We start from the raw sequence: 24,252 nt of genomic DNA on the forward strand, positions 1-24,252 counted from the left end.
TCGGCCACGTTCGCGTCCTTGAGCCGCCCATAGATGTGTACCACGGACATTTCCTGCAAAGAGTATTGATCGAAATAACGGTAATCCGTTTTCCAGTAAGTTCCTTCCTGGAAATTGGCGTTGGCTGCAATGGAGGAAGAATCCGTTTCGGGCGGATGTACCTCGATACTTTTAGCACCGGGGTATTCCGCCCGCATTTTTAACCAAACCTTGTCCAAAGGCGACTGCGCATTGGGGAGGATCGCTGGATTTTTTGCCGAAACTGGATCTACATAAAGTAGGGATTTTTTGCCCCCCATCGCCGTGTAATAGCCTTGTGCAAACCAGGTAAATCCCCATACCAGGCCCGTCACAGCAAAAACCAGGGCCAACAAACTCACATAAAACCCCGAAACATTGTGCAGGTCGTAGTTTTTGCGCTTCCACTGGGTCGTTTTTTTCCAACGGTACCAAAAGCGTTGTTTGATGGCCGCTTTGTTGATCGGAAACCATAAAACCAGGCCCGAAATGAGCATGACCAAAAAAATCAGCGTAAAGGAGGCCACCAAGGGTTGCCCTATGCGAGGTGGCAACCACAAGTAAAAATGGCCATCGAGGATGAAGTGAAAAAAGCCCCATTCCATGTCCTTTACCTTTTGCACCTTGCCATCATAAGGATTGAGGTAAACGATGTAGTAATAAGTGGGCTCGTAATGGTAAAAGATGGCTTCTGCGGCCTTGTTTTTGCCATTGTACTTGACGGCGTGGAGTTGCCGCTCGGGCAACTCCTTTTTGGCAATGGCCGCTAATTGAGAAGGAAGTAGGAAGTTGGTTGCCGATGGGCTCACCCGTCGATAGGGTTCGCTGGCATTTTCAATTTCGTCTTTGAAAGCATACAAACAGCCCGTGATGGCCACGATAAACACCACTAACCCGGACGTGAGTCCGAGCCAGAGGTGTACTTTCCCTATGATTTTTTTAAAAGTCATGGAACTAGAATTTGTAGTTAAAGCTCAAGCGGGCATTGCGATAGGCTTCCGCCTGCCAGTAGTAAAATTTGCTCCAGGAGTAATAAGCACCAGACAACAGGTCGGCATTGAAGATGTTGTTGACATTCAAGGCTACCCCAAATTTGTCGAATTGGTAGGATAAGGCACCATCAAAACGGGTGTAATCAGGCATCGTCGGGTCCAGTGAGCGATCGTAAGCCCCATACCAGGCCGTGCGACCTGCTGCGTGTGAAGCCCCCAGAGATATGCCCAAACCTTTCACAGCACCACTTTGCACGCGATAAGTAAACCAGGCATTGGCGATGTGTTTGTCGGTACCGGGTAATTGTTTATCCACCTGATTGTTTTCGGTGTCTTTGGTCACGCGCCCATCGGTCAAGGCATAGTTCAAGGTTGCTTCCAGACCGGGCAACAACTGGCCGCGTACGTCGAATTCCAGGCCTTGGGTTTGGGTTTGTCCCAATTGAATAGAGAAATATTGGTGGTCAGGATCGGGAGTCAGTACATTGTTTTTGGTGATGCGATAAGCCGCTACAGTAGCCGTCCAGCGGCCTTGCAACCATTCGCGCTTGAGGCCAATTTCCTGATTGTTGCCCGTGATCGGATCAAATTTTTCGCCAGCAAAGGAGGCGCCAGCCTGAGGCACAAAAGCTTGATCGAACACTGCATAAACACTGGTATTTTTGTTCAAGGAATAGCTCAGACCCACTCTTGGGGTGAATTTTTCAGCCGCCACTTTGCCGGAATAAGGATCTTCGTCGCCTGTGGTTGTGAATCTTCCTGCCAAGGTCAGCCTCAACTTATCCTCAAGCAGGTGAATTTCGTCCTGGATGTACACGGCGGTGTAGAGGTTGTTGTAGTGAACCCCACGCTCCCGAATGCTCAGCGTACGATTGTAGGTCGGATAAGCACTGGCAGGCACGGTGCCGTAAACCGGATTGTACACATTGAATCCAGCGGAACCGGTGATGGCACCGCCTTGAGCCCAGTCGTGGTAGTAGTCTTTGTCACCCATGTCCAGGCCGGCCAAGATCCGGTGTTTGATGCTTCCAGTAGCCACATCGCCGTTTACAAAAAACTGGCCGACGCGGGTTTGACCCAAAATGTCCCAGTTGGAAGCGGCGCGTAGCAGGGTGTCTCCTTTGAAACCCGAGGGCCAAAGGCTGTAACCTTCCTGATTAAAATTCAGGTAGGCCAGCTGTCCGGTGAATTTCCAGTTTTTGTTGATGCTGTGTGCAAAAGTCACAATAATCGATTGGTCCTTGATCTCTACTGGCTTCATGTTCGCTTCCAGAGATGTGAAATTGGCGGGCAGGTCACCCAGGGCTTTGGGCGAAAAGATGTAGTTCGAGCCAATTGGCGACATGTTCACCCCCTGGTAAGTGTATTCAGCCGTTAGGGAAGTATTGGGATTGATTTGAAACTTCACAACTGGCGCAATGGATACCCGGTTGTTGTATTCAAAACTGCGCTGGGTGCCTTTGAGTTGGCCCATCAAGTTGAGGCGGTATTGGACTTTGCCACTTTTGTCCAACAAGCCGTCGAAGTCCAAGGTGGTCCGGTAAGTGCCAAAGCTGCCTACGGTCATGCCCAATTCCGACTTGCGAATGCCCGTTGGTTTTTTGGTAACCAGATTGTAAAAACCACTGGGTTCGCCACTGGCCAGCATAAATCCAGCCGGACCTTTGACAAATTCGATGCGTTCTACCATGCTCATGTCTTCGGTGAGTGGGCCCCAGGTTTCCTGCACGTTCATGCCGTTGCGAAAGGCGGCTATTCGTGCGCCACGCATCACAATGCGGGCGTAGGTTTCCCAGTGCTCTGAGCGGGTGGCACCACTCACGTTGCGGATTACCCCTTCCTGCATGTCAAAAATCTGCTGGTCTTGCAGGGTTTGACGCGTAATGACCTGAATGTTTTGTGGTACCTCAAGCAAGGGCGTTTTTAAGCGCAGGGAGATGGAAGGATAATCGGTGACGTATTTGCTGGGGTTGGCAGTGACCACTACCTCTTTAAGGTCTTCACTGTTGGTAGAAAGGGTAAAATCAAGATTGGTGGTTTGACCAGCTAGCACCTCCACTGTTTGGCTTTCGGTACTCAATCCTACAAAGCTGGCCTGGAGGGTATAAGTGCCAGGTTTTATGCCCTCGATGTGGTAGGCACCTGCTGCATCGGCAGTGGCACCTTTGCCCGTACCTTTTAGAATGATGTTGACAAATTCAGCGGCTTGACCATCGCTGGTGCTGACACGGCCTTGGATGTTTCCCGTTTGAGCGGCTATGCTGCAACTCAAACCAACCATTAGAACCAGAATAGGAAAAAAGTTAAAATTGCTCATGATCCAGAAGTTGCGGTAAAATTGAAGCGCTGGTAGATGCGGCTTCAGCTTTTGTTTATTAAGACTAATTCTAAACAATGTCGCAAAAATAAGGATCATATGATTTTTTGCAAGCGAGAGATCTGGAGAGGGGAAATGCGAGTGGTAGAATGCGGAATTCAGAATTCCGATTGTTAGGTATGGGATCAGAAAGAGTAGCTACCTAACTATTCAGCAATTTTTTATCCTTTTTTAAAAAATCGATCAAATAAATAATTGACAATCAATAATTTTAACTACTAGATTCTATTTTACTCAAATCTTGTCTTGCTTAATACTGGGCCAAGTACACCACTCCCTAGCAAATATTTAGGTATACGCTCCACTACAAAACCTACCTAACATTTACTCACAATTGGGTAGCACTTCAGCGTTTTCAGAACATAAATCTCAAGGTTTAAAAACCCAACCGCAGCAGCGGTTTAATCTTGAATAGCCGCAGTCGTCTGCGGATTATAGCGGATACGCGGCGTTCACAACCACGGTAGTGGTTGAACATAATCCATTGAAAATTCAACCGCTGCCGCGGTTATGATACATTGTTTTGTTCTTTTTACCGCAGACGACTGCCGCTATTCAAAATTCAATCGCTCCGCGATTAGATTTTAGCCCGATTTTGGCTTTTCAAAAATTCACGATGACTTATGTTTTGGGTGCCCTTCCTGCCTCACTCTGTATAATTCAAATCCTTATCAAAGGTCTCCTCCAAATTCCCTAAGCCCCAGAATGCCACCACAATCGCAATCACCCCACCCACCATGGCGGCATTGGCCGCGCCAATACTCGGGCTCAGTATTCCAAATAAGGTAGCCTGCGGAATCACCGTAGCTCGAATCAAATTCAAGGCCGAAGTCGTCACTGTAGCACGAATGTTGGTCCCAAACTGCTCGGCGGCCAGGGTAAGCAGAACAATCGTATACCCCGCACTAAAGCCAACAAAAAGAAAAATGCTGTAATACAAAGTCAAGGAATAACGGCCAAAGAGAAAAAAAGCTACCATCCCTAATCCGTACATGCTGAGATAAGCACGGATGGCCTTTTTGCGGCTTTTTAAATACTGGCTAACAAAACCACCCGTTAAATCCCCAAAAGTAAAACCGATAAAAAAGAAGGTAAACACTACCGATACGGAGGGCAATGGATCCATCCCCCAGGCTTTACCAATCTCTGGGGTAAAGGTCATTACTACCCCATTCATAAACCAACAGGGGAAACCCATGATACAAATGCTAATGTATCTTCGGATGTAGTCGCGGTTTTTGAATAAGAGCCGCAAGTCGCCCTTTAGCGTCGTTTTTTCTTTCATCTGATTAAAAAGCCCCGATTCGAGTACACCCAAACGCAGAATCAACAGCACAAAACCCATCGCGCCGCCCAACTGGTAGGTGAATTGCCAAGAGTACCTGCCCCCCACATATGCCCCCACGATCGCGCCCAACATGCCACAACCCGCGATGATGGCCGGACCAATGCCCCGGTATTTTTGGGGCATTTGTTCGGTAACCAGGGTAATCGCAGCTCCCAATTCGCCAGCCAAACCCAGGCCAGCCAAGAAGCGCAGCAAAAGGTAGGTTTCAAAATTAGCCGCATAAGCATTCGCAAAAGTGGCCGTGGAGTACAGAATAATCGAGCCAAACAACACCGAAAGTCGCCCGAATTTATCCCCAATGATGCCCCACACAAAGCCGCCGATCAACATGCCCACCATTTGAATATTGATCAGGGAAACCCCTTTGGAAAGCAGCTCCGCTTCAGGTACACCCATCGCCAGGAGGCTTTTGGCACGTACGATGCTAAGAATAATGATGTCGTATAAATCAACAAAAAAGCCCAACGCCGAAGCAATAATGGCCAGCCAGATATGTCTTTTCATCTTTTATGATTTGTTCTGCCAGGTACTAATTTACCGTCGACCCGTTCTTTCTCAAAACATTGTGAAAAAAGAAAACATGGTAAGGCAAGGAATTTTGCCAATATTCCCAGGTGTGTTCGCCAGGTCTTTCGGTGTAATCGTGCGGCACCTGGTTATACAGCAGGCGTTGGTGTAGCTCCCGGTTTACATCAATCAAAAAGTCATCCACCCCACAATCAATTACAATGGCCAGTGCATTTTTTTTGATGGCCTCCACCATGTTTACTACGGAGTGTTTGGCCACGATTTCACTGTTGGGATCGGAAGTACCCAGGAGTTTTTGAAAGCGGTCTCGCAAAGATTGGAAATAGGATTCACTAATGCGGTATTTGCTCCAGTTCATGTCCATGGCACCACTCATCGTTCCGGCTGCGCAAAAAAGTTCAGGGTGGCGGATCGAAAGATACATTGCGCCGTGTCCACCCATGGAAAGCCCGGAGATCACCCGGCCATTTTTATTGGCTACGGTCTGATAGGTGGCATCCACTTTAGGAATCACTTCCTTGATGATATGGGTTTCAAATTTGCTTTCGGGGTTCACAGGACTGTCCAGGTACCAACTGTAGATTTCTCCCTCGGGCATTACGATGATCAGGTTGTACTGGTCTGCCAGGTTTTTTACCAGCATTTTATCCGGGGTTGAAGTCAGCCAGTTGCGAAAATGTGCACTGGCACCGTGCAACAAATACATGACCGGATAAGCTGCTTTGTTTTTACCGTTGACATAAGAATCTGGCAACACCACTGCTGCTTTGTAGGATTTATTCATGGATGCGCTGGGTACTTCCAAGGTATCTACTTTGGCAGCAAAGGTGGAAAATACAGATAGACTTAAGATCAGCAAAAGGGCAAAACGATATTTTTTTGAGCACAACATAATGGTGAAAATTTGATTAAACATGCGCTAAGCCAATGCAACAGTAGCCGGCCAGGTTTCTTTTTAAATTGTTTTTGAACTTGAGTCACCGCTCCAAGTCGGCTTTTAATTCACCGTTACTCCGTGGCCTTTTAAAATCTTGTGGAAGAACAAGAGGTGATACGGTAAAGCATTCTCCCAATACCCCCAAGTATGTCCACCAGGTCTTTCGATGTAGTCATGCGGTACGTTGTTGTACACCAAGCGTTGGTGCAGTTCCCGATTGATGTCAACCAAAAAATCGTCTACCCCACAGTCAATCATGATGGGCAAAGCATTCTTTTTAATGGTTTCGACCATATTGACAATGGAGTTTTTAAAATAAACATCATTCGTGGGGTCATCGCTGCCCATTAATTGCTGGAAGCCATTTTTAAGGGACTTGGCGAAATCTTCATTGATCTTAAATTTGGTCCAGTTCATGTCCAAGGCGCCACTCATGGAGCCTGCTGCACAGAATAAATCAGGATGTCGGGTAGAAAGGTACATGGCTCCATGCCCACCCATGGAGAGGCCAGTGATTACGCGGCCTTTATTGCTGCGTACCGTACGGTAAGTGCCATCAATTTTGGGAATGACTTCCTTGATGATGTGGGTTTCAAATTTGCTATTTGGATTAGCAGGGCTATCCAGGTACCAAGCAAAGGTTTCACCTTCGGGCATCACGATGATCAGGTTGTATTGATCAGCCAGGTTTTTGACCAGCATTTTATCGGGGGTGGAAGTCAGCCAGTCCCGGAAATGGCCGCCCCCGCCGTGCAGCAGGTACAATACAGGATAAGTGGCTTTACTGGTGGCATATGAATTAGGCACCACCACTGCAGCCTTGTAGGTTTTGTTCATGGACGCGCTGAACACTTCCAAGCTGTCGACTTTGGCGGCGTGACTCCAAAAGCAGGAAAGACAAAGAGTGACCAATAGTGTAAAACGGCAGTTTTTTGAGTACAACATGGTTGTAAGATTTTGATTAAAACGATCTAAAAATATACTACCCCCGCAAACTTAGCAAACCCACCCCCGCCGCATCAAAACCGCCATCCACAGCCAGGATTTGCCCATTGATGTAAGCGGCAGCAGGGCTGCACAAGAAATAAACCGCATCGGCAATTTCTGTAGTAGTGCCATACCGCGCGAGTGGAATGGCGTCGCTGTAAGAGGTTCGGATATCGGCACTATGCACGAGCTTGGCCATTTCGGTTTCTACCGGTCCAGGGGCTATGGCGTTGGCGCGCACCCCTTTGTTGCCGTACTCCACCGCCTGCTGTTTGGTCAGGTGCATGATTGCTGCCTTGCTGGTGCCGTAGGCAATGCGCAGGGTACTGGCGCGCACCCCGGAAATACTGGCGATGTTGACAATGCTTCCTTTTGCTTCCAACAAACCGGGTAGCGCAGCCTGAGTGCACAAAAAAGTACCGTTCAGATTGGTAGACATCACCGCACTCCAATCTTCAAAAGTCACTTGTTCAGCAGGTTTAAAAATGGCGATTCCGGCATTGTTGACCAGGGCGTGAATGGAGGGGAATTGGGTCAGAATTTTCTGAAAAGTAGTTTGTACTTGCGCTGGATCAGAGACGTCACAGAGGACAAAGGAATAATTTCCGTTTCCTTTCAGTTGTTTTTCGCATTGTTGCAAGCCAGTTTCATCATTGTCCAAAATGATGACATGGTAGTTTTCTGCCTGAAAACGATGAGCAATGGCCAAGCCAATACCGCGGGCGGCACCAGTTACGACCGCTACCTGAGCAGAAGGAGTTGTGGACATAAGGTTGAGGTGTGTTGCGATGGTGTAGTGAATGTTCTGGGGGCAAAATAGGAAGAAAAGGCCAAAATTTCACCCTCGTGCATTGACTCGCCTCAAACTCAATTGCTCAGCCTGGATGTTACTCAAAACTCAATATTTGCCCTGGCTTTTTGCCCAATTGATGTATAGGCGTAAGTTTTCTTCCAACCGTTTTATTGCCGCTTCTTTGGTCATCATTTTAGCACGTTGCAATTCAGGAGAATCTTTAAATAGGGCTTCATTTTTCATCAGTTTCTCTTCTGTGTAATAATATTTGAAACGATCATCGTCAAAACTAATGGGTGCTACAAACAGTTCTTTTTCTTTTGCCCAATAATCCAGATTTTTGATTTCTGCCAAACTGAAACGGCTGTTTTGAAATTGGTTGAGAATGTCTAAAAGCACCTCTTTCCATTTGGGGTTATATTTTTGAAAAAGTGCTTGCAAGGCAGTTTTTACTTTTGCATCTACCTCAAATGGGGCTTTTAATTCAGCCAGTCCATTAGCAACGTTGCTTGATTTTCCAGGATTTTGTGCCAACCAGCGCTCCTGTTCAGTGATGTATTGTTCCAATACTTTTTCATCTCCTTCTTGTTCCCGTGTAAATTCGTGCAATAAGCTGATGAAAAAATTCAAATCAAGGGCTTGTTGGAGAGCAAGCCAGTTTTCTTCCTGCAAAGCTTTTTCAATAGCTGGCTTTGTGTAAAACGTTTTTTCATTCTTTTTGAATCTATCTTTGATCAGCATTTTATAAAACAGCCACTCTCCCTCCTTTTGTTCTTTTGTTGACAGGGATGAAAAAGTTGTTTTTACAAAAAGCTTATAAAAATCGTTTTCCTCTTTGGTCCATAGGGCTTGTTTTTCTAAATCCAACCAGCCACGTAAGAAAAAATCTAGCTTGCCATGTGCAAATTGTTCCCACATCAGCTTCATCTTCGGGGCACTAATTGCTGGCTTTGGAATCTCCTTGTAAGCTTCATGAATAATTGAATTTCGATCCATATTGCTGAAATCCAAAATAGCAAAGCCGATCTTTTTATCTTCATCAAAAATACTAATTGGGAATTCCAGGCTAAAACCTGCCTCACTATACCTCCGTGGTACATTTTCTTTAACATTCAGCCCTTCATCTTTGGAAATACGCATAACAATTTCCCGAATTTCTTTATTGGACAAATTATCGGGTAATCCAGTGCCATAAATCGCGGGCATATATGGAAGCCCGGTTTGATCAAATGTAAAAGTATTGCCCACCTCCTGGGTCATCCCCTCGATGGAAGTAGCCCCAAAAATTCCCACAGCCATTGCCCATTCAAGCATGCGTTTTGAAAAAGGATAAGGCAAAGCTTTGGGATCATCCAAAGGGTTTGGATCGGTATACCTGGGGTATTTTGCCTTGTTGTACCGAAGTACGGGTTTGATTTCGAGTTGTTTTTTCATGGTTTATACCAGGTGTTCGAGGTAATCAATCATGGGATAAAGCGGGTTGTAGTGCTTGTGCAAAAACTGTTGATTGCGTTTGCGCCAAAGGCGATTGGCCATGGCATCCACCAAGGGCATCAAGGTCCGTTCGTGGTAACAAACCACCGGGCTAGCCTGCGTGACGGTGCCAGTGCTGGCAAAATTGATACAAGAGCACCAACTGGCGCACCGCCCCTGCAAAGCGCAAGTACTACAAGCATCCTTAGGCTTTTCGGAACAACTGTGCAGGTGTTCCCGGCAGTTTTCATCAAAACCACCGTGCAGCACGTGACCAATCATAAACTCCGGCAAGGTTTCGGTGGTCACAAACTGAATACAGGGATAAAGTGCTCCGTCGGGAGCAATGGAAAACTGGCGTTGGCCCAAATTGCAGCGTTCATCCCGCCCCGGCGGGCCTTGGGTGTGCGAGCGAATCCGCTCATCAAAACAGCTGAGGTAAAAGCGCTGATTTTGCTGCGTTTTTTCCTCGTACCAATGGGCAAGTTTGTGGTAGCTCTTTTCCAAGCGGTGCATGTCTTCCATCGTCCAATCAGCACTGTAATCCAGGGTAAGGTTGAAATACCTGAATCCTTTTTGGTAGAGCCAGTCTATGGATTCCGCCGCATGGCCGGCAGAATTGGGCGTAAGTACTGTGGTGACGCTCGCACATGGGTTGCTGTGCAACAAAATGGGAATGGCTTTTTCAATCGCTGCACTACTGCCTTTACCCGCAGCGTTGGGTCGTTGGATATCCTGAATCTCGGGAACTCCATCCACACTCAAAGAAACATAGATGTCGCGTTGGGCCAGAGCCTGCATCATAGTCTCGGTCAATAAGGTACCATTGGTGCTGATGCGAAAAGACAGGGTCATGCCTGGGGGTAATTTTTCCTGAAAGGAATCTGCCAGCCAAAACAAAAGCTCGGCTTCGATCAGGGGTTCGCCACCAAAAAAAGTGATGTCCAGGAATTTTACTTGCGCCTTGCGGGCTTCATCAAGTACAAATAGCAGGGATTTATTAGCTACCTCCCTCGACATGGGGCGATGCACTTTTGTTCCGGTATAACAGTAAGTACAGCGCAAATTGCACTGGTGCGTAAGGTGAAAGGTGGCGGCAAGAGTTTGTGTCATAGTGGGATTTTGTATGTTTTTAAAACGGGAGATGTTTGTCATAAATTACAAAGACTCAGGTCTTTCACAAACGGTTCAAAAAAATTGCTTTTTTTTTTGAGTACAATCTATATCAGTCCGCCTTATACTACTATACTGCTTGTATTTCCCTAGAATTTTAAAAACCAACAACATGCAACGCACCGATTTTTTGAAAAAAGGCATGGGGGCCCTGGGCGTAGCCTTCATCGTACCCCTGGCTAATTCATGCAAAAAAGACTCCCTGGTGGATGAAGTTACTCCGGATGGATCCAGTTCCAGCGGAACTTGTACTGTTTCCCCAACAGAAACGGCGGGCCCCTTCCCTACCAAGTCGCCAGCTACCTTACAAATGGTGGACATCCGTTCGGATCGTACTGGGGTACCCCTCAGCGTCAAAATCAACATCAAAAACCTCAATACTGGCTGCGAAGCCATGTCAGGTGCCATCGTCGACATCTGGCATTGCGACAAAGACGGATATTACTCTGAATACGGCGGCACGGGTATGCAACAAGCTGACTTCACCAGCGTTCACTTCTTGCGCGGGCGTCAGGTAACGGATGCCAATGGGCAGGTAGGTTTTTCAAGCATTTTCCCTGGTTGGTATTCCGGGCGAGCACCACACATCCACGTTCACATTTACAATGCGAGTGGAAAGTCACTCCTGGTAACCCAGATTGCCTTCCCCACCAGCGTGTGTGACACGGTTTATACCACAGCAACCAACTACTACACGCGTGGCAAGCAGGATACATCCAACACCAGCGACAACATCTTTTCCGATTCCCTGGCGCAAGAAATGTCTACCGTAACAGGCAGTGTTGCCGCAGGTTATGAACTCACCCATACAATCGTTGTCAATGGATAGATCCCCAGCAACCATCTATCTGGCCGAGCAGCGTGGAATTACCCAAGCGGATCAATCATATCGCAGTTGGCATACTTTCAACTATGGTGATTACCAAAATCCACACCGCGAAGCCCCCGGGGCTTTGCGGGCTTTTAATGAAGATACCCTGGCAGGAGGGCAACGGATGGTTCATCAGGCAGCTGAAGCTGCAGATATCATGCTTTTACCACTGGTAGGTGGCATTACAGTAGAGTTGTACAGCGGAAAACCGCGGCGATATGTAGAAGCAGGCACCCTTTTGGTGGTGAATTTGTCGGAGGGAGAGAAGTATACAGTTGAAAACCCCTTTGAGGCGGATTTAGTGAGCTATCTCCACGTGGTTGTGAGCCGGGCTATTTTTAAAACTGGTTTGGAGCTTCACACTTTCGACCTGAGGCAACATTCAAATGGTATGCTGAAACTGGCTGAGCTGGACAATGGCTACCAGTTTTTGATTGGCAAGTTTGATGGGCGGGCCGAGTATAGCCAAATCCTTGATGGCCCTTTCAAAAACAGTTTTATTTTTATCATAGATGGGGTTTTTGAAGTACAAAACCGTTTGTTGCATGCGCGCGATGGACTGCTTTTAACACAAATGCAGGAGTTTGATTTTGAAGCCCTAGCCCACAATTCCATTATCTTACTTTTGAATTTATCCTGAATTTTCTCCCCGCAAATAATCAGGGCTGACATAAAAAAGGGCTGTAAAGGAATGATCCCCTTTACAGCCCTCTATTGCAATAACGCTTAGTCTCTTTTGGCAAAAGATAAAAAAACGTTAAAAAATCTCGCCTATCCTGAAAAGTCCATAAATTGCAACTTTATTACTAATGCAATTTAGCCTGCTTCATGGTAAATCCTGGGGTAGGCTTTTTTTATTGACCAGTACTAACTGTTCTACTTAAGCAGTAGCAGTTGCCTTCTGATTGCTGATAGCCAGGCTGTAAATTACCAAACCGAAGCCGATTTTGTTGACTGCATCTCCGATGTTGTAGATCAAGTCCATAGCCTGAACTGGCAGTACTCCACTCAACAATCCTCCATCGATGGCCATGTAACCAATTGGGTAAATAGCCCAACCTGCAAAAATAAACCATCCAAGGATTTTCATTGCTGTTTGTAGATTTACGTCAGCGGAGCTGTTTGCCAATTTTCTGGCACCACCAAACCACACATCATAAGCAATGAACGCATAACCAATGGTTGAAATAGCTCCCCAGATAGCGGACTGGCTACGGAAAACCGTTTCGCCCAAATAACCGGTTACAAGCATCCACAATGACCAGAAGATCATTCGCCACATCAGGCTTTGCTTGGCACCATAAGGCTTTAGGATAAGATAGAATTCAACACACATCAATGGCACGGTCAAAATCCAGTCGATGTAGCGAAATTCAGTTGGAGAAGTTTGGTTCTCGGCCCAAAAGCTGCGCATGTAAAAGTAGTGCGCAGCCGCAATTCCAGTGATCAGTGCCGATACAAGCAGGGAGTCTTTCCACTTCCCTTCCACGCGGGTCATCTGAACAAAGAAAAAAACGGTTGAGGCCAGCATGGCCATTGAACCGATAAAAAAGGTGAAGCCAACGTAATCTCCAGGCTGCAATTGGGCCAGAAAAAGTGGCTGAAAGTTGTTGATTACTAATGCATTCATGATGTAATAAGGTTTATTAAAGATACAATATATGCTTAACGAAGAGCCGTTTGAAATGTTCAAAAAATTCAGAATTTTCAATTAAAATTAAAACATAGTTGCTTATTCTGAAATATCTACTCTCCATTCAAATTTATCAGATTGACCAGTTTGGTACAACATTTCGATTAGCACCAGGTGCGGTAGTGTAACCAAAGACAGAAAAATGAACAGGATTCCCCAAGTTGCGTTCATCTGGATGGACGGGGAATACCAGACCATTATCATCAATCCTAATATTGCTAACCCGCTATATGGCAAAGCTTCCCTGACATAATCTTTAAGCTTATACCCAGGCTTTTGTGATCGGAAGAAAGATATTTGATCCTGGATCGAGCTCAACGCATGCCAAGCAGAAAAATAGAGGGCGAATCCCAGCAAAAGCGGGGTGGATACGAAGAGAACCAATAAAATGAATAAATTAAAAACCTCGGCCCAAGCTTCCTGATTGGACAATTCCCTCTTCAACCAGAGCAAACCTATAGTTAGCAAGTTGAGAACAATAATCAGTCCAATACTACCATTGAGGAGTAGGGCCGACAACTCGGGAAGGGATCGTTGAATAATCGACTCCACTATGGGCTGAGCCGTTTTGAAGTGGGCCAAAATGGGCAAAAAGAGTACAAAAGCGCCATGAATCAAATAAAGCAGGGCTTGAAACCCGCTATTCAGGTTCACATAGTTCCAGTTGGACTGGCCAAAATGATATACAGAAGTCAACAAAAAAATCAACAAGCCCAAGGCCGGACTCAACCACCACAACAATCCATAAACCAGCATTAAACCCAAATAGCCACCGTAAAATCCCAGCATGGCTGGCTGCCCACCCCTTCGCTGTAACAATACATGAAAAATCCGGTGATCGGTTGCCCCATGAGGTATCCCTAAACCAATGATCAGGAACAATGCCAGAAAGAGGCTCAAGTTATCAGCCAAAGCTGGCAACAGAATTACAATTGCAGCCAGCAATAAACTAAACAAACGCAACCAAAAATAAAGATGTGGGTAGCGTGCAGTCATATGCGAACAGGATTGGGGGGTGATGCTGCGAATTTATTGGTACCAAGATAAAATGCCCAAATAGCCTGTAGGAAAGGAACAGGTGGCAAACTGGCCAAAATTCCGATCTCTTCACCCAGGTGGGTATCTTCATCTAAAAATTTGAGGATTTTGGGGAAGTCGATCCGCTGAAACAATTTACTAAAAATAGGAGCGCCCAACTTTCCTCGATGGGTTAGGATGTCCAACAATAATTGATCGTAAAATTCGAATCGTTTGGAATGTCCGAGTCTGGGATCAGGTTTTTTCTGGCCGACCAATTGTTGAGCAACTTGTTTGGCTTGTTCCTGTATCCGCGCAAAGGCGTAGCCAGTTGATGGCTTAACTGCTCCACCCATTGTACCGATTTGGAAGATATGGCCTTGCTTTTTTGTGGGCTTAGCTCCCATGATTTGCATAGGAATCACGCCGAACTCTTTTTCAAGTACCTCCCAATATTTAATTTTTAGGGTTTTACTCAGGTATTTATCAAGCGCTGTTGTATAAGCTTTTTCGCTCAATAACTGGGTTGAAAAAACGGTGAACTCTACGAGTGCTCTCCGGCTGGAGGTAGGAAGTACATAACAGAACCGAGTATCGTTGTGTTGTGGAACCCTGAAGTCCATGATAGAGGCACACCCCGGGTCGAAACAATCCTCAGCTGTCTCTATCCAGTATCCTGCAAAATGCTGAATAAGTTTATTGGGCTCAATTGTGGCCGATTTTTTTGGAATGCTGGAGAATACCGATTCCCCTGAAAAAATGGCGTTTTCAGTTCTTACAATTGCACCAGTTTCAGCATCTTCAATACTTCTGATGTCAGCTTGATGACAAGTGACGTTGGGTGCGAGCGCTAGTCTTTGTTGAATGAAATGGTAGAAATCTGCTGAGCGAAGCAAACAATAACGGTAAGGATCAATTGACTGGATTCTTTGTGAATGGTAATCCGCAAACCTTAGATACTGCCATTGATGGGTAAACAAGGAATCGAATGGTGTTGGTGATTTACTCCACCAACACCATGTACGGTCATTATTGGACTTCTGTTCGCGATCCAATACAAGGATATCACCCAGGTAGCCTTGTTCAACTAAATAGTAAGCAAGGCTCAAACCTGAGCAACCTCCTCCTGCGATAATGCAATCGAAGTGTTGTTTCATTTTATTACTAATGCAATTGCGAATAAGACAAGATAAACCAAGAAAGGTTTAGACTTTGAACTGATACTTTGAAAACACAAATGAAATTCAAATCATCAACTAAAAAACTGATTCTGAATCGAGAAGAAAATAGGCCAGTCTCGATAAGGAGACTGGCCAGAGCGCACTAAAATACAACTAAACTAAATCGAAAAAATTAGGGCAACAATACCCGATCAATCACGTGCACTACGCCATTTGTTGCCAATAAATTAGCGATGCTTACATTCGAGGCGTTTGCACCATTGCCTTTCCCCAAAACGCTCACTGCACCTGCCGCAATGGTTACTTTGGCTTTGCCACCTTGTGCGGTAGTCAATTCTGCACCGTTGGTCAGATTGGTAGAAAAAGCTCTAGCCGCAACCACATGGTAGGTAAGAATGTTTGCAAGAGTAGCTGGATCCGCAGCCTCGATGGAAGCAATGGTCGGAAAACCAGCAGCTTGAAATGCGGCATTGGTGGGTGCAAATACAGTCAGTGGGCCAGCTGCAGTAAGGGCATTGACCACCCCACTACCTGCACGAGTTACTGCAGCCACCAGGTAACTCAAGTTTGCATTGGCCGAAGCCAAACCTACAATGTTTACCGATGGGGGGAGAATAACTGCGTTGATCACGTGAATCACTCCATTGGAGGCGCTAACATCTGCCTGGGTCACTGTGGCGCCGTTGATGGATACACCAGCAGCATTTTTGGTAATAAAAGCATCCACATTGCTCAACATTTTGGTCGCTTGGTTGTCTCCTACCTGAATGGCTGCTGCATTGATCTTGCTGCCAATCACATGGTACTGCAATACCGCCTGCAGGGTAGCCACTGGTGTATTGTTGATGGCGTTTACATCTGCGAAACCAGCCGCACGGAAAGCAGCATCGGTTGGGGCAAAAACAGTCAAACTGCCGGTGCTCAATGCATCGGCCAATCCGGCGCGTATTACAGCCGCTTCCAGCAAGGTGAAATCAGTTCCATCTACCACAATTTGGGTGATGGTTTTGGCATCTGCTGCATCGTCATCTTTGTCTTCACAAGCAGTGGTCAGGGCCAAGGCAAAAATACTGAGTAGGGTCATCATTAAACTACGCATGGGGAACATCAAAAATTTGGTTTTCATAATTTGGTTCATTTTGGTTGATAAGTTAGGAAGTATGAAATCAGGAATAAGAACGTAGTTTTTATTGCTATGTTTATAAAAATAGCTCTGGAGTAAAGGCTTGTCTAATTCTTTACATAAGGTTGTTATTTTCTCTTTTTACATGAACAAAACTGGTGTTCTACATAATGGCCAGAACAACGGCCAATCTAATCGTTGGTTTTGTCGTGAAATTTCCTCTGGGTGGTTACCAAATTAAACAGGGGCTAAAACACCAATCCTGATGCCTTACCCCCTGTTTATCTCTGCTTACTGATGCCTTTGGAACAGCTATGTCAGTAAACCATACTGGTTTGGTTGTGCGAAGTGCTAGGGCTGTCTTGCTGCCTGACGAGCCAGCAATTTCCAGTCTGGTCCTTGTTTTTGCCAGATTTGCAATACCAAAAGTTTCACTGAGCCGGGCCTGCCGCCGTCGTTGATGTCACCGGCTAGTTTGTGGCGTACAATGGCCGTTTTGCCCGCCATTTTGATGCTCTGTTCCGTCAGTTCCATCGTGACGAAGTCGGATTCACCAGTAGAAATCGATTTGACCAGCATCGCTTTGTCCTCAATTTTACCGCTGGAATGGCCATAGCTCAGCTCTGGAGCAAGGATGGCTTCAAGGGTAGCTTTGTCGGCATCAAGCATGGCTTTGCGCCAAACCAAAACTGCGTCGGCCACTTGTTGCTCTGCTTTGGACTGCGCAAAGGTGCCAAAAGCAATGGACAGCAAAAAGAGCAGAAGGATTGATTTTTTCATCTTCATGTATTGTTTATAGTTAATAAGGCAAATAATGGGGTACGTATACTAAACTTTTGAAGTTTAGTATACGTACTTTAAGGCAATGCATAGGCAACGTACTGATTGCCCTTGGGAGTGCCCAATTTGGTCCCCCCGCAAGCCAGCACAATATACTGTTTACCATCAATGGCGTAAGTGGCCGGGGTAGCAAAAGCGGCAGCAGGCAATTTGGTTTCCCAGAGTACCTTGCCCGTTCTTTTATCAAATGCCCGGAACATGCCGTCTTTGGTCGCTGCAATAAAAAGCAGGCCACTCGCCGTCACCACGGGGCCACCGTAGTTTTCTACTCCAGTGTTGCGGATTCCTTTTGCGACCAGAGTGGGTTCTTCCCCGAAGGGCACCTGCCAGAGGTATTCACCCGTATTCAAATTGATGGCACTGAGTTGACCCCAAGGTGGGCCAATGGCCGGAAGTCCTTTGCTGTCGAGGAATTTGTTGTAACCTGTACTGTAAAATGGCAATTGGACCGGTTTTGGAGCTCCGGCTACAGCCCCTACTTCTTTTTTCTCGTCCCCAAACAGATAGGCCACCAAAGCCTGTTTTTCAGCGGAAGAAAGTGCCGGAAAGCCTGGCATCATCCCCTTGCCCGCAGTGACAATTTGGGTGACAAATTCCTTGTCCCGTTTTTTCCCAATATCCACCAAAGCAGGAAAACCACTTTTAGCATTGCCTTTGCGGTCTATTCCGTGGCAAGAAGCACAAGTATTGAGGTACACTTTTTCGCCGGGACTTGCATTGGCCAGCAAATCGGTAGCAGGTGGTTTCATGGTTAAAATCCAGGCCATTTCGTTGCTGTTGACGTAGAGGGTACCCTCAGGGTCGGCAGCTGCTCCACCCCACTCTGCTCCACCGTCGTAGCCGGGAAAAATCACGGTGCCTTCGGTACTGGGAGGATCGTAAAAGCCCGTTTTGTATTTGCGGAAATTTTGCATCAACTCCTCGCGGTTTTCGGCGTAGGGGCTGATGTCATTTTCGGTCAGTGCATTGGACTGCCGTGCGTAGGGAAGCGGTAGTGTAGGCATGGGTTGGGTTTTCCAAAGCTTTTCACCTTTCAAACCTACAGTAGGCACGGGTACCTCTTTGATTGGATAAATGGGTTTGCCCGTAACCCGGTCAAACACAAACACAAAACCCTGCTTGGTCACTTGTGCTACCACGTCGATGGATTTGCCATCTTTTTGCAGAGTCATCAAATTGGGTGGCGCAGGCATGTCACGGTCCCAAACGTCATGATGGGTCAATTGGTAATGCCAAAGGCGTTTACCCGTACGAGCATCCAGGGCCAGCAGGCAATTGGCAAACAGGTTTTGGCCCTTGCGGTTACCGCCATAAAAGTCATAACCCGCCGAGCCAGTCGGCACATACAAAATGCCCCGTTTGCGGTCGACGGACATCCCAGCCCAATTGTTGGCGGCACCAGTGTAGGTATTGAGGTAGGCGTCTTTGGGGAACGTTTTGTAGCCATATTCACCTGGGTAAGGAATGGTGTGAAAGGTCCAGGCCAATTTGCCCGTACGTACATTGAAAGCGCGAATGTCTCCAGGGGCGGCGTCGGAGCCCTCAGAAAGCCGAACGGGCATCACGATGAGGTCTTCAAAAATGGTGCCCGGGGTGTTGGAAATGATGAATTTTTTCTGCGAAACTGCGGGTAATCCAGTGTGTAGATCGACCTTGCCTTGATCGCCAAAACTGGGGATGGGTTTACCCGTCTTGGCATCCAATGCCCAGAGGTTGGGTCCGGCGGTGTACAAAATGCGCTGCTCTTTTCCGTCCGTCCAATAAGCTACACCTCGACTGGTACTGGACCAATCTTTTAAAGGATCGCCAAAACGCCAGAGCTGTTTCCCTGTCGCAGCGTTCAATGCAAAGGCTTGTACACTTGCGCTTACGCCATACAATATCCCATCGATTACGAGTGGATTGACTTGCATTTGCCCGGAGTCGGGCAGGGAGTAGCGCCAGGCAATTTTGAGTTGGTCGACGTTGCTCGGGGTAATGTCGACGAGTTCGGAGTAATGGTTGCGGTCGGGGCCGCCAAGGTATTCGGGCCAATCGGAACCAGCGGGATCAGTATCCGCATTGTTCCAGGCCAGAATACTTACCAAGAGCAATCCAAGTAGGGAAAAAATAGCCAAACGTTTCATAGCACTTGCTTGCGAGTTGATGAAGAGAGCTGGCTAAAATAGAGTTTTTAGTTGAGAAAGTTGAGGAGTTGAGGCTACCGCAGTAATTTTGACCAAGACATCGTCTAAGTCGCTGCGATAGCCCCAACTTCTCAACTCCTCAACTTCTCAACCTTTACAGCAGTGTCTTAAACTCCTTACTCACCTGTTCCCCGGGAAAATAAACCCGTTCCAAAAACAGGCCTGCAGGGGGTGCAGTGTATTTTGCGGGCTCCTGGCTGGGCGCTTCGAGCCATTCTTTAAATTTTGCAGGGTCCATTCGGCCAGTGCCCACTTCCACGAGGCAGCCTACAACTCGGCGCACCATTTTCCACAAAAAATGAGAAGCAACGATGTGTACAATGACCATGTCGCCTTTTTCCACCACTTTAAGCTGTTGCAACTCCACTTTGGAGCTTTTTTCGGTCCCTTTTTCATTCGAGAAAGACTTGAAGTCGTGGAAACCCACCAGGTGTGCAGCAGCCTGATTCATCCGTTCCACATCCAAGGGGTCTTTGACCCACCACATGAAGTGTTTGCCGAAGGCATTGCGGCGGCGTGAAATTTGATAGATGTAGCTGCGCGCAATGGCATCATGGCGGGCATGAAATTTTGGCGACACCGCATCCACGCTGATGATGTTGACATCGTGGGGCAACAGGTCATTCATTTTTTGCCGGATCAAACGCACGGGCATTTTGGAATTCACGTCCAGGTGCGCTACTTGGCCCAGGGCATGTACCCCTGCGTCGGTGCGCCCAGAGCCATATACTTCTACCTTTTCGGTTTCAAATACTGTTTTTGCAGCCTTGATCAATAAGCCCTGAATGGAACGGGCATCTTCCTGGACTTGCCAACCTTTAAAGCGGCCACCATCGTATTCTATCGTCAGTTTAAACTTTCCCATCCTGCAAAAATGGGGCGGGATTTAGAGGTTTTACAGCATTTCGCCCTTTTTTTTATAAACAGCTTTTAAAAATCTGCATGCCCCGTTCCATTTCCTCTTCATTTGCTGAAGCAAAACCCAGGCGGGTTACATTCAAATCGGGGGTATAATTGGAGGCATCGGGAATGTATAAGCCTTTTTGCAACAGCTTTTCGCGGATTTTGCGCAAGGGAAATTCGGGATCAAATCGCGCCCAGACCGCCATACCGCCCCTAGGTTTTTCAAACTCAACAATGGAGCCCAATTCCTGGATTAGCATTTCACAAAACAAGTCGCGCCGCTGTTGATAGGTCTTTTGCGCTTTTTTCAGGTGGCGTTTCATCTCTCCGTCCCGAAAAAGGGTGGCCGTAGCTGCTTCCAATAAATTGTCTCCTTGCCGATCCAAAATGCGGCGCAAGCGGGCCAGATTTTCAATTACCTCACTCGGCGCAGCCACGTAACCAATGCGCAGAGCGGGCGAAAAAGCCTTGCACAAAGAACCTACATATACCACGTGCCCACCCGTGTCGGCACCTGCGAGGGGAAGAATCGGATTGCTGTTGTAATGAAAATCGTAGTCGTAATCATCTTCCAGAATACAAAAATGGTATTGTTGTGCCAATTGCAGGAGGCGCAGGCGGCGCTCGGCGGGCATGGTCACGGTAGTTGGGTAGTGGTGGTGCGGGGTGACATAAACGAGGCGAACGGGCTGTTCCTGGCACAATCGTTCGATGGCGGTTACATCAATGCCCTTTTCATCTACCGGGACTTGCATCAATTTAGCACCTTGGCGTTTAAAAATCAGGTTGGCCGAACCGTATGAAATTTGCCCCACCACCACCACATCCTGCGCCTGAACGAGCAGCTGTGCAGTGAGGTAAATGGCCATGGTACTGCCGCGGGTGATCAGCACATTGTCCAATTCGATGGGCAGGCCACGGGTTTCGCGCAGGTATTTGGTCATTTGGGTGCGTAGCGACAACTCGCCCAGGGTATCGCCATAAAAGAATAGATTTTTGCGGTAACCTTGCTGGAGTGCAGTGCGGTAGGCGCGGTTAAGGGCATCCCAGGGGGCGAGACGCACATCGGGAAACCCATCGTCAAAGGCAAGGCTATTGCTGCCGCGCAAAATGGGCTTACTTAGGTTTGGGTCAACCTGAAAAGAGAACCCCGCTTTTTCCTTGGGGCTGGTGGCCGGGCCGGAGTTTGGGTTGAGCCGCTGGACTTTGATTTCGGGCAGTTTTTGGCTGACAAATGTCCCCTTGGCCGCCTGGGTTTCGATCCAGCCCTGGGCCAACAGCTCATCATAAGCGGCTACAACCGTTTGCCGGTGTACCCCCAATACTTCCGCCAGGGCGCGAGTGCCTGGCAATTGCGCCCCGATCGGGATGGTGCCTTTGCGGATCTGCTCCGCCAGGCTGTTGGAGATTTGGATAAACACCGGAGCTTTAACTCCTTTGTCGATGTGGATGAGGGTAGCAAAGGGCAACATGTTGGTAATAATCTGTTCCCCCCAAAAATACAAATCTGGACTATTGATTTTTTATAAACTGGCAACTTACAGTAGTCCTTTTTACCCTATTTTTGTTCAAAATGAATAAATCATGGCTTCCAATACCGAAAAACAGCAGCCTGCACTAGCCGATACGCCCAAACCACCGTATTACGCGGTCATTTTCAGTACCACGCGCACCGAAGGCGACAATGGCTATGGCGAAATGGCAGAAAAAATGGCGCAGCTTGCAACCACCATGCCCGGATACCTGGGGGTAGAAAGCACCCGTAATGAAATTGGCATCACCGTGTCGTACTGGAAAGACCTGGAAAGCATCAAAAACTGGAAATACCAGATGGAACACGTGGAGGCCCGGGATTTGGGACGGGAGGTATGGTATCAGTCGTACCGCTTGCGGATTGCGAAGGTGGAGCGGGATTATGGGTTTGAGAAGCGGTGAGAGGGGATATTATTAGACTTTAGGCGATTTGATTTTCAAACAATTGATGATTTTCTTTTTTGAGTTGAGTTCCGAATACCTGAGTAGCGAGTTTTGAAGTGAGCTACTCAGGTATTCGGAACTCAACTCATTAATCTTATTTTTTGTGCCCAACAGCTCACTTTCTCCCTCAAATTTCCTATTCTTGCCTAAGAATTTCAAGCATTTATGGCCAATACAGCCCAGCGGGCCACCACTTTTGACACGTTTATGGAATTGCTGCTGCTACTGGCCGCAGCAGTCATCCTTGCTTTTGCCTGCCTGATGGGCACCAAAATTGTGCCCTACTTCAGTTTTAACCCGCTCCAGGATTTTTTGGGCACCAAAACCGACCATGTTTTGGCCAAACCCCTCTTCCAGGTTTCTTTTTACATCCACATTGCCAGCAGTTGGGTGGTGATGACTACGGGTGCCTTGCAACTCATTCCAGCGCTGTACCGCAATTGGCCTAAATTCCACCGTTGGACGGGGCGGATTTACGCTGCGGTTATTCTGGTACTGGCTTGCCCTTCGGGCTTGGGACTGGCCATTTATGCCAATGGTGGTTTGGCTGCCAAAGTAGGATTTACGCTGCAATGTATAGTTTGGTGGTTTCTGACCCTGCAAGCCTGGCGTTACGCCCGTCTGCGGCAATGGGAAAAACACGCCAATGCCATGTTGCGCAGCCTCGCTGTGACCCTGGCTGCCATGAGCCTGCGCACCGAAAGTTATTTTATGTTTTATTACCTAGGTACCAAACCCATCGAGACCTACCTGACCGTGACCTGGCTTTCCTGGGTAGGCAATCTGTTTTTCGCCGAAATATTGATTTTTTTGGGCTGGGGCTCTTATATGATCAAAAGAATGTTCCCTCCGTCATCGTTATACCATAAATCAATGTAAAATGAAAAAACACCTTTCTCAATTGACCTTCTTCGCAGTAGCCTTTGTGCTCTGCTTGTTTGGTTTGATGCAGTGCACCCAAAAGGCTGCCCAACAAACCGTAAAAGAAACCGAACCTACTCCACTGGTAACCCACGCTGAAGGGGCGGACACCCTGCGGGATGAAAACATTGCCGAGAGCGAAATCAAGCCCATTCAATTGAAATGGCTCAATTCGGCAGGTATGCATTCCTTATTGGATACACTGAACTTATCGGATATTATCGTGAGCCACGACTGGGCGGAATTGGGCTTCTACGGTGAAGACCGTTACAAGATTGAGTTTTATTTCTCCGATGTCACCAAGGATGAAAAAGACCCTTTCCTCTACCACATCGTTGGAAAGAATCGGCACAAGAAAGTGGTTTCCGAATTCAAAGGCACCCTGCGCATTGATAGCCTGGCACAAATTTCCGACCCCAACCTCGATACCGAGGAGGTAGGAGACATGGGTGTACAACGCATCTATTCCGCCAATGGGAAGTTCACCCTGGCCGAAGACAGCCTGAAAAAGTACTCTGGCCGTTTTACCGGCAAGATGCAAATGGATTTTGCTTCCTACGACAAGGCACCAACCGAAATCTGGTTTTTCTCCGAAACCCCCAACCAGGGCAGTGGTATTCGTTATGACGGTACCTGGACGAGCTACAAAACCGGGAAATCCAAACCCGTAATCTGGTCCAAAGACCTTTTCCGCTTTGCCAATGACATCCTCAAAGATTTCTCCATCGGTGAACGCGACGTTGAAATCAACGAAAAATACCGCAAACTGGGCTGGGATAACTTTTGGGAAAATGAAGAATGGTGGGCCGAGTCGAAGAAGGTGACGATGTAAGCTGTCAGCCGTCAGCAATCAGCCATGGGTAAAATCCCTTTGCTGGTTGCTGACGGCTCATTTAGTAAAAAAAACAAATCTA

The 24,252-nt window shown here is 47.2% G+C and carries 21 protein-coding genes; 5 read left to right on the forward strand and 16 right to left on the reverse strand.

What is annotated here, in order from left to right; all coding sequences use genetic code 11:
* From SFV55_RS24525 to SFV55_RS24560, 8 genes are all read right to left on the reverse strand, one after another.
* Positions 1 to 968 (reverse strand): PepSY-associated TM helix domain-containing protein (locus SFV55_RS24525; protein WP_320032212.1); only part of this gene is annotated, 968 nt, incomplete at its 3' end.
* A gap of 4 nt (positions 969 to 972) precedes the next feature.
* Complete coding sequence (locus SFV55_RS24530) at positions 973 to 3,327, reverse strand: TonB-dependent receptor (RefSeq protein WP_320032213.1); 2,355 nt, start codon at positions 3,325 to 3,327, stop codon at positions 973 to 975.
* Between the two features lie 706 nt (positions 3,328 to 4,033).
* A complete protein-coding gene (locus SFV55_RS24535; protein WP_320032214.1) occupies positions 4,034 to 5,239 on the reverse strand; it encodes an MFS transporter in 1,206 nt (401 codons plus the stop codon).
* A 25-nt stretch (positions 5,240 to 5,264) separates the two neighbouring features.
* Complete coding sequence (locus SFV55_RS24540; RefSeq protein WP_320032215.1) at positions 5,265 to 6,155, reverse strand: alpha/beta hydrolase; 891 nt, start codon at positions 6,153 to 6,155, stop codon at positions 5,265 to 5,267.
* Positions 6,156 to 6,260: 105 nt separating this feature from the next.
* Entirely contained in the window at positions 6,261 to 7,145 is an 885-nt protein-coding gene (locus SFV55_RS24545) for an alpha/beta hydrolase (RefSeq protein ID WP_320032216.1), read from the reverse strand.
* A 37-nt stretch (positions 7,146 to 7,182) separates the two neighbouring features.
* Positions 7,183 to 7,956: an SDR family oxidoreductase gene (locus SFV55_RS24550; RefSeq protein ID WP_320032217.1), complete on the reverse strand. Its 774-nt coding sequence runs from the start codon at positions 7,954 to 7,956 to the stop codon at positions 7,183 to 7,185.
* A gap of 129 nt (positions 7,957 to 8,085) precedes the next feature.
* Positions 8,086 to 9,336 (reverse strand): hypothetical protein, encoded by a 1,251-nt coding sequence (locus SFV55_RS24555; RefSeq protein WP_320032218.1) that lies wholly within the window; start codon positions 9,334 to 9,336, stop codon positions 8,086 to 8,088.
* 81 nt (positions 9,337 to 9,417) lie between these two features.
* Positions 9,418 to 10,566, reverse strand: coding sequence for a radical SAM/SPASM domain-containing protein (locus tag SFV55_RS24560; RefSeq protein ID WP_320032219.1), 1,149 nt, complete (start codon positions 10,564 to 10,566; stop codon positions 9,418 to 9,420).
* Positions 10,567 to 10,738: 172 nt separating this feature from the next.
* Between SFV55_RS24560 and SFV55_RS24565 the strand changes: the two genes are divergently transcribed.
* On the forward strand, positions 10,739 to 11,455 hold the full coding sequence (locus SFV55_RS24565; protein ID WP_320032220.1) for a hypothetical protein: 717 nt from the start codon (positions 10,739 to 10,741) through the stop codon (positions 11,453 to 11,455).
* Positions 11,448 to 12,137, forward strand: a complete 690-nt coding sequence (locus tag SFV55_RS24570) for a hypothetical protein (protein WP_320032221.1) — start codon at positions 11,448 to 11,450, stop codon at positions 12,135 to 12,137. Before SFV55_RS24565 ends, SFV55_RS24570 begins: the two co-directional genes overlap by 8 nt.
* Before the next feature lie 240 nt (positions 12,138 to 12,377).
* Here SFV55_RS24570 and SFV55_RS24575 read toward each other — a convergent pair whose 3' ends face one another.
* The 8 genes from SFV55_RS24575 to SFV55_RS24610 all read right to left on the reverse strand — a co-directional run bounded on the left by SFV55_RS24575 (position 12,378) and on the right by SFV55_RS24610 (position 21,912).
* Entirely contained in the window at positions 12,378 to 13,127 is a 750-nt protein-coding gene (locus SFV55_RS24575; RefSeq protein WP_320032222.1) for a bacteriorhodopsin-like, read from the reverse strand.
* A gap of 102 nt (positions 13,128 to 13,229) precedes the next feature.
* Positions 13,230 to 14,186, reverse strand: coding sequence for a Brp/Blh family beta-carotene 15,15'-dioxygenase (locus tag SFV55_RS24580; protein ID WP_320032223.1), 957 nt, complete (start codon positions 14,184 to 14,186; stop codon positions 13,230 to 13,232).
* Positions 14,183 to 15,364, reverse strand: a complete 1,182-nt coding sequence (locus SFV55_RS24585) for a lycopene cyclase family protein (protein ID WP_320032224.1) — start codon at positions 15,362 to 15,364, stop codon at positions 14,183 to 14,185. Before SFV55_RS24585 ends, SFV55_RS24580 begins: the two co-directional genes overlap by 4 nt.
* Before the next feature lie 196 nt (positions 15,365 to 15,560).
* Positions 15,561 to 16,514: a fasciclin domain-containing protein gene (locus SFV55_RS24590; RefSeq protein ID WP_320032225.1), complete on the reverse strand. Its 954-nt coding sequence runs from the start codon at positions 16,512 to 16,514 to the stop codon at positions 15,561 to 15,563.
* 348 nt (positions 16,515 to 16,862) lie between these two features.
* The gene (locus tag SFV55_RS24595; RefSeq protein WP_320032226.1) at positions 16,863 to 17,291 is read right to left on the reverse strand and encodes a nuclear transport factor 2 family protein; all 429 of its coding nucleotides are present in this window, start codon (positions 17,289 to 17,291) and stop codon (positions 16,863 to 16,865) included.
* Positions 17,292 to 17,368: 77 nt separating this feature from the next.
* Positions 17,369 to 19,477: a PQQ-binding-like beta-propeller repeat protein gene (locus tag SFV55_RS24600; RefSeq protein WP_320032227.1), complete on the reverse strand. Its 2,109-nt coding sequence runs from the start codon at positions 19,475 to 19,477 to the stop codon at positions 17,369 to 17,371.
* A gap of 154 nt (positions 19,478 to 19,631) precedes the next feature.
* On the reverse strand, positions 19,632 to 20,402 hold the full coding sequence (gene truA, locus SFV55_RS24605; protein ID WP_320032228.1) for a tRNA pseudouridine(38-40) synthase TruA: 771 nt from the start codon (positions 20,400 to 20,402) through the stop codon (positions 19,632 to 19,634).
* Between the two features lie 52 nt (positions 20,403 to 20,454).
* Positions 20,455 to 21,912 carry a PLP-dependent aminotransferase family protein gene (locus SFV55_RS24610; RefSeq protein ID WP_320032229.1) on the reverse strand — a complete coding sequence of 486 codons (1,458 nt, stop codon included), beginning with the start codon at positions 21,910 to 21,912 and terminating at the stop codon, positions 20,455 to 20,457.
* Between the two features lie 112 nt (positions 21,913 to 22,024).
* Between SFV55_RS24610 and SFV55_RS24615 the strand changes: the two genes are divergently transcribed.
* The 3 genes from SFV55_RS24615 (at position 22,025) to SFV55_RS24625 (ending at position 24,170) form a co-directional block, all read left to right on the forward strand.
* Positions 22,025 to 22,375, forward strand: a complete 351-nt coding sequence (locus SFV55_RS24615) for an antibiotic biosynthesis monooxygenase (protein WP_320032230.1) — start codon at positions 22,025 to 22,027, stop codon at positions 22,373 to 22,375.
* A 207-nt stretch (positions 22,376 to 22,582) separates the two neighbouring features.
* A complete protein-coding gene (locus SFV55_RS24620) occupies positions 22,583 to 23,296 on the forward strand; it encodes a DUF2306 domain-containing protein (RefSeq protein ID WP_320032231.1) in 714 nt (237 codons plus the stop codon).
* Position 23,297: 1 nt separating this feature from the next.
* Entirely contained in the window at positions 23,298 to 24,170 is an 873-nt protein-coding gene (locus tag SFV55_RS24625; protein WP_320032232.1) for a hypothetical protein, read from the forward strand.
* The last annotated feature ends 82 nt before the right edge of the window (positions 24,171 to 24,252 follow it).

The organism is Haliscomenobacter sp., from assembly GCF_033763495.1.
Classification (GTDB): Bacteria; Bacteroidota; Bacteroidia; order Chitinophagales; family Saprospiraceae; genus Haliscomenobacter.

What these genes read in the sequence shown, in the direction of transcription:
- SFV55_RS24550 (WP_320032217.1), bottom strand. Translation starts at nt 7,956, where the DNA reads ATGTCCACAACTCCTTCTGCTCAGGTAGCGGTCGTAACTGGTGCCGCC.
- SFV55_RS24610 (WP_320032229.1), bottom strand. Translation starts at nt 21,912, where the DNA reads ATGTTGCCCTTTGCTACCCTCATCCACATCGACAAAGGAGTTAAAGCT.
- SFV55_RS24560 (WP_320032219.1), bottom strand. Translation starts at nt 10,566, where the DNA reads ATGACACAAACTCTTGCCGCCACCTTTCACCTTACGCACCAGTGCAAT.
- SFV55_RS24590 (WP_320032225.1), bottom strand. Translation starts at nt 16,514, where the DNA reads ATGAAAACCAAATTTTTGATGTTCCCCATGCGTAGTTTAATGATGACC.
- SFV55_RS24625 (WP_320032232.1), top strand. Translation starts at nt 23,298, where the DNA reads ATGAAAAAACACCTTTCTCAATTGACCTTCTTCGCAGTAGCCTTTGTG.
- SFV55_RS24530 (WP_320032213.1), bottom strand. Translation starts at nt 3,327, where the DNA reads ATGAGCAATTTTAACTTTTTTCCTATTCTGGTTCTAATGGTTGGTTTG.
- SFV55_RS24545 (WP_320032216.1), bottom strand. Translation starts at nt 7,145, where the DNA reads ATGTTGTACTCAAAAAACTGCCGTTTTACACTATTGGTCACTCTTTGT.
- SFV55_RS24570 (WP_320032221.1), top strand. Translation starts at nt 11,448, where the DNA reads ATGGATAGATCCCCAGCAACCATCTATCTGGCCGAGCAGCGTGGAATT.
- truA (WP_320032228.1), bottom strand. Translation starts at nt 20,402, where the DNA reads ATGGGAAAGTTTAAACTGACGATAGAATACGATGGTGGCCGCTTTAAA.
- SFV55_RS24615 (WP_320032230.1), top strand. Translation starts at nt 22,025, where the DNA reads ATGGCTTCCAATACCGAAAAACAGCAGCCTGCACTAGCCGATACGCCC.
- SFV55_RS24580 (WP_320032223.1), bottom strand. Translation starts at nt 14,186, where the DNA reads ATGACTGCACGCTACCCACATCTTTATTTTTGGTTGCGTTTGTTTAGT.
- SFV55_RS24575 (WP_320032222.1), bottom strand. Translation starts at nt 13,127, where the DNA reads ATGAATGCATTAGTAATCAACAACTTTCAGCCACTTTTTCTGGCCCAA.
- SFV55_RS24600 (WP_320032227.1), bottom strand. Translation starts at nt 19,477, where the DNA reads ATGAAACGTTTGGCTATTTTTTCCCTACTTGGATTGCTCTTGGTAAGT.
- SFV55_RS24585 (WP_320032224.1), bottom strand. Translation starts at nt 15,364, where the DNA reads ATGAAACAACACTTCGATTGCATTATCGCAGGAGGAGGTTGCTCAGGT.
- SFV55_RS24620 (WP_320032231.1), top strand. Translation starts at nt 22,583, where the DNA reads ATGGCCAATACAGCCCAGCGGGCCACCACTTTTGACACGTTTATGGAA.
- SFV55_RS24595 (WP_320032226.1), bottom strand. Translation starts at nt 17,291, where the DNA reads ATGAAAAAATCAATCCTTCTGCTCTTTTTGCTGTCCATTGCTTTTGGC.
- SFV55_RS24565 (WP_320032220.1), top strand. Translation starts at nt 10,739, where the DNA reads ATGCAACGCACCGATTTTTTGAAAAAAGGCATGGGGGCCCTGGGCGTA.
- SFV55_RS24535 (WP_320032214.1), bottom strand. Translation starts at nt 5,239, where the DNA reads ATGAAAAGACATATCTGGCTGGCCATTATTGCTTCGGCGTTGGGCTTT.
- SFV55_RS24540 (WP_320032215.1), bottom strand. Translation starts at nt 6,155, where the DNA reads ATGTTGTGCTCAAAAAAATATCGTTTTGCCCTTTTGCTGATCTTAAGT.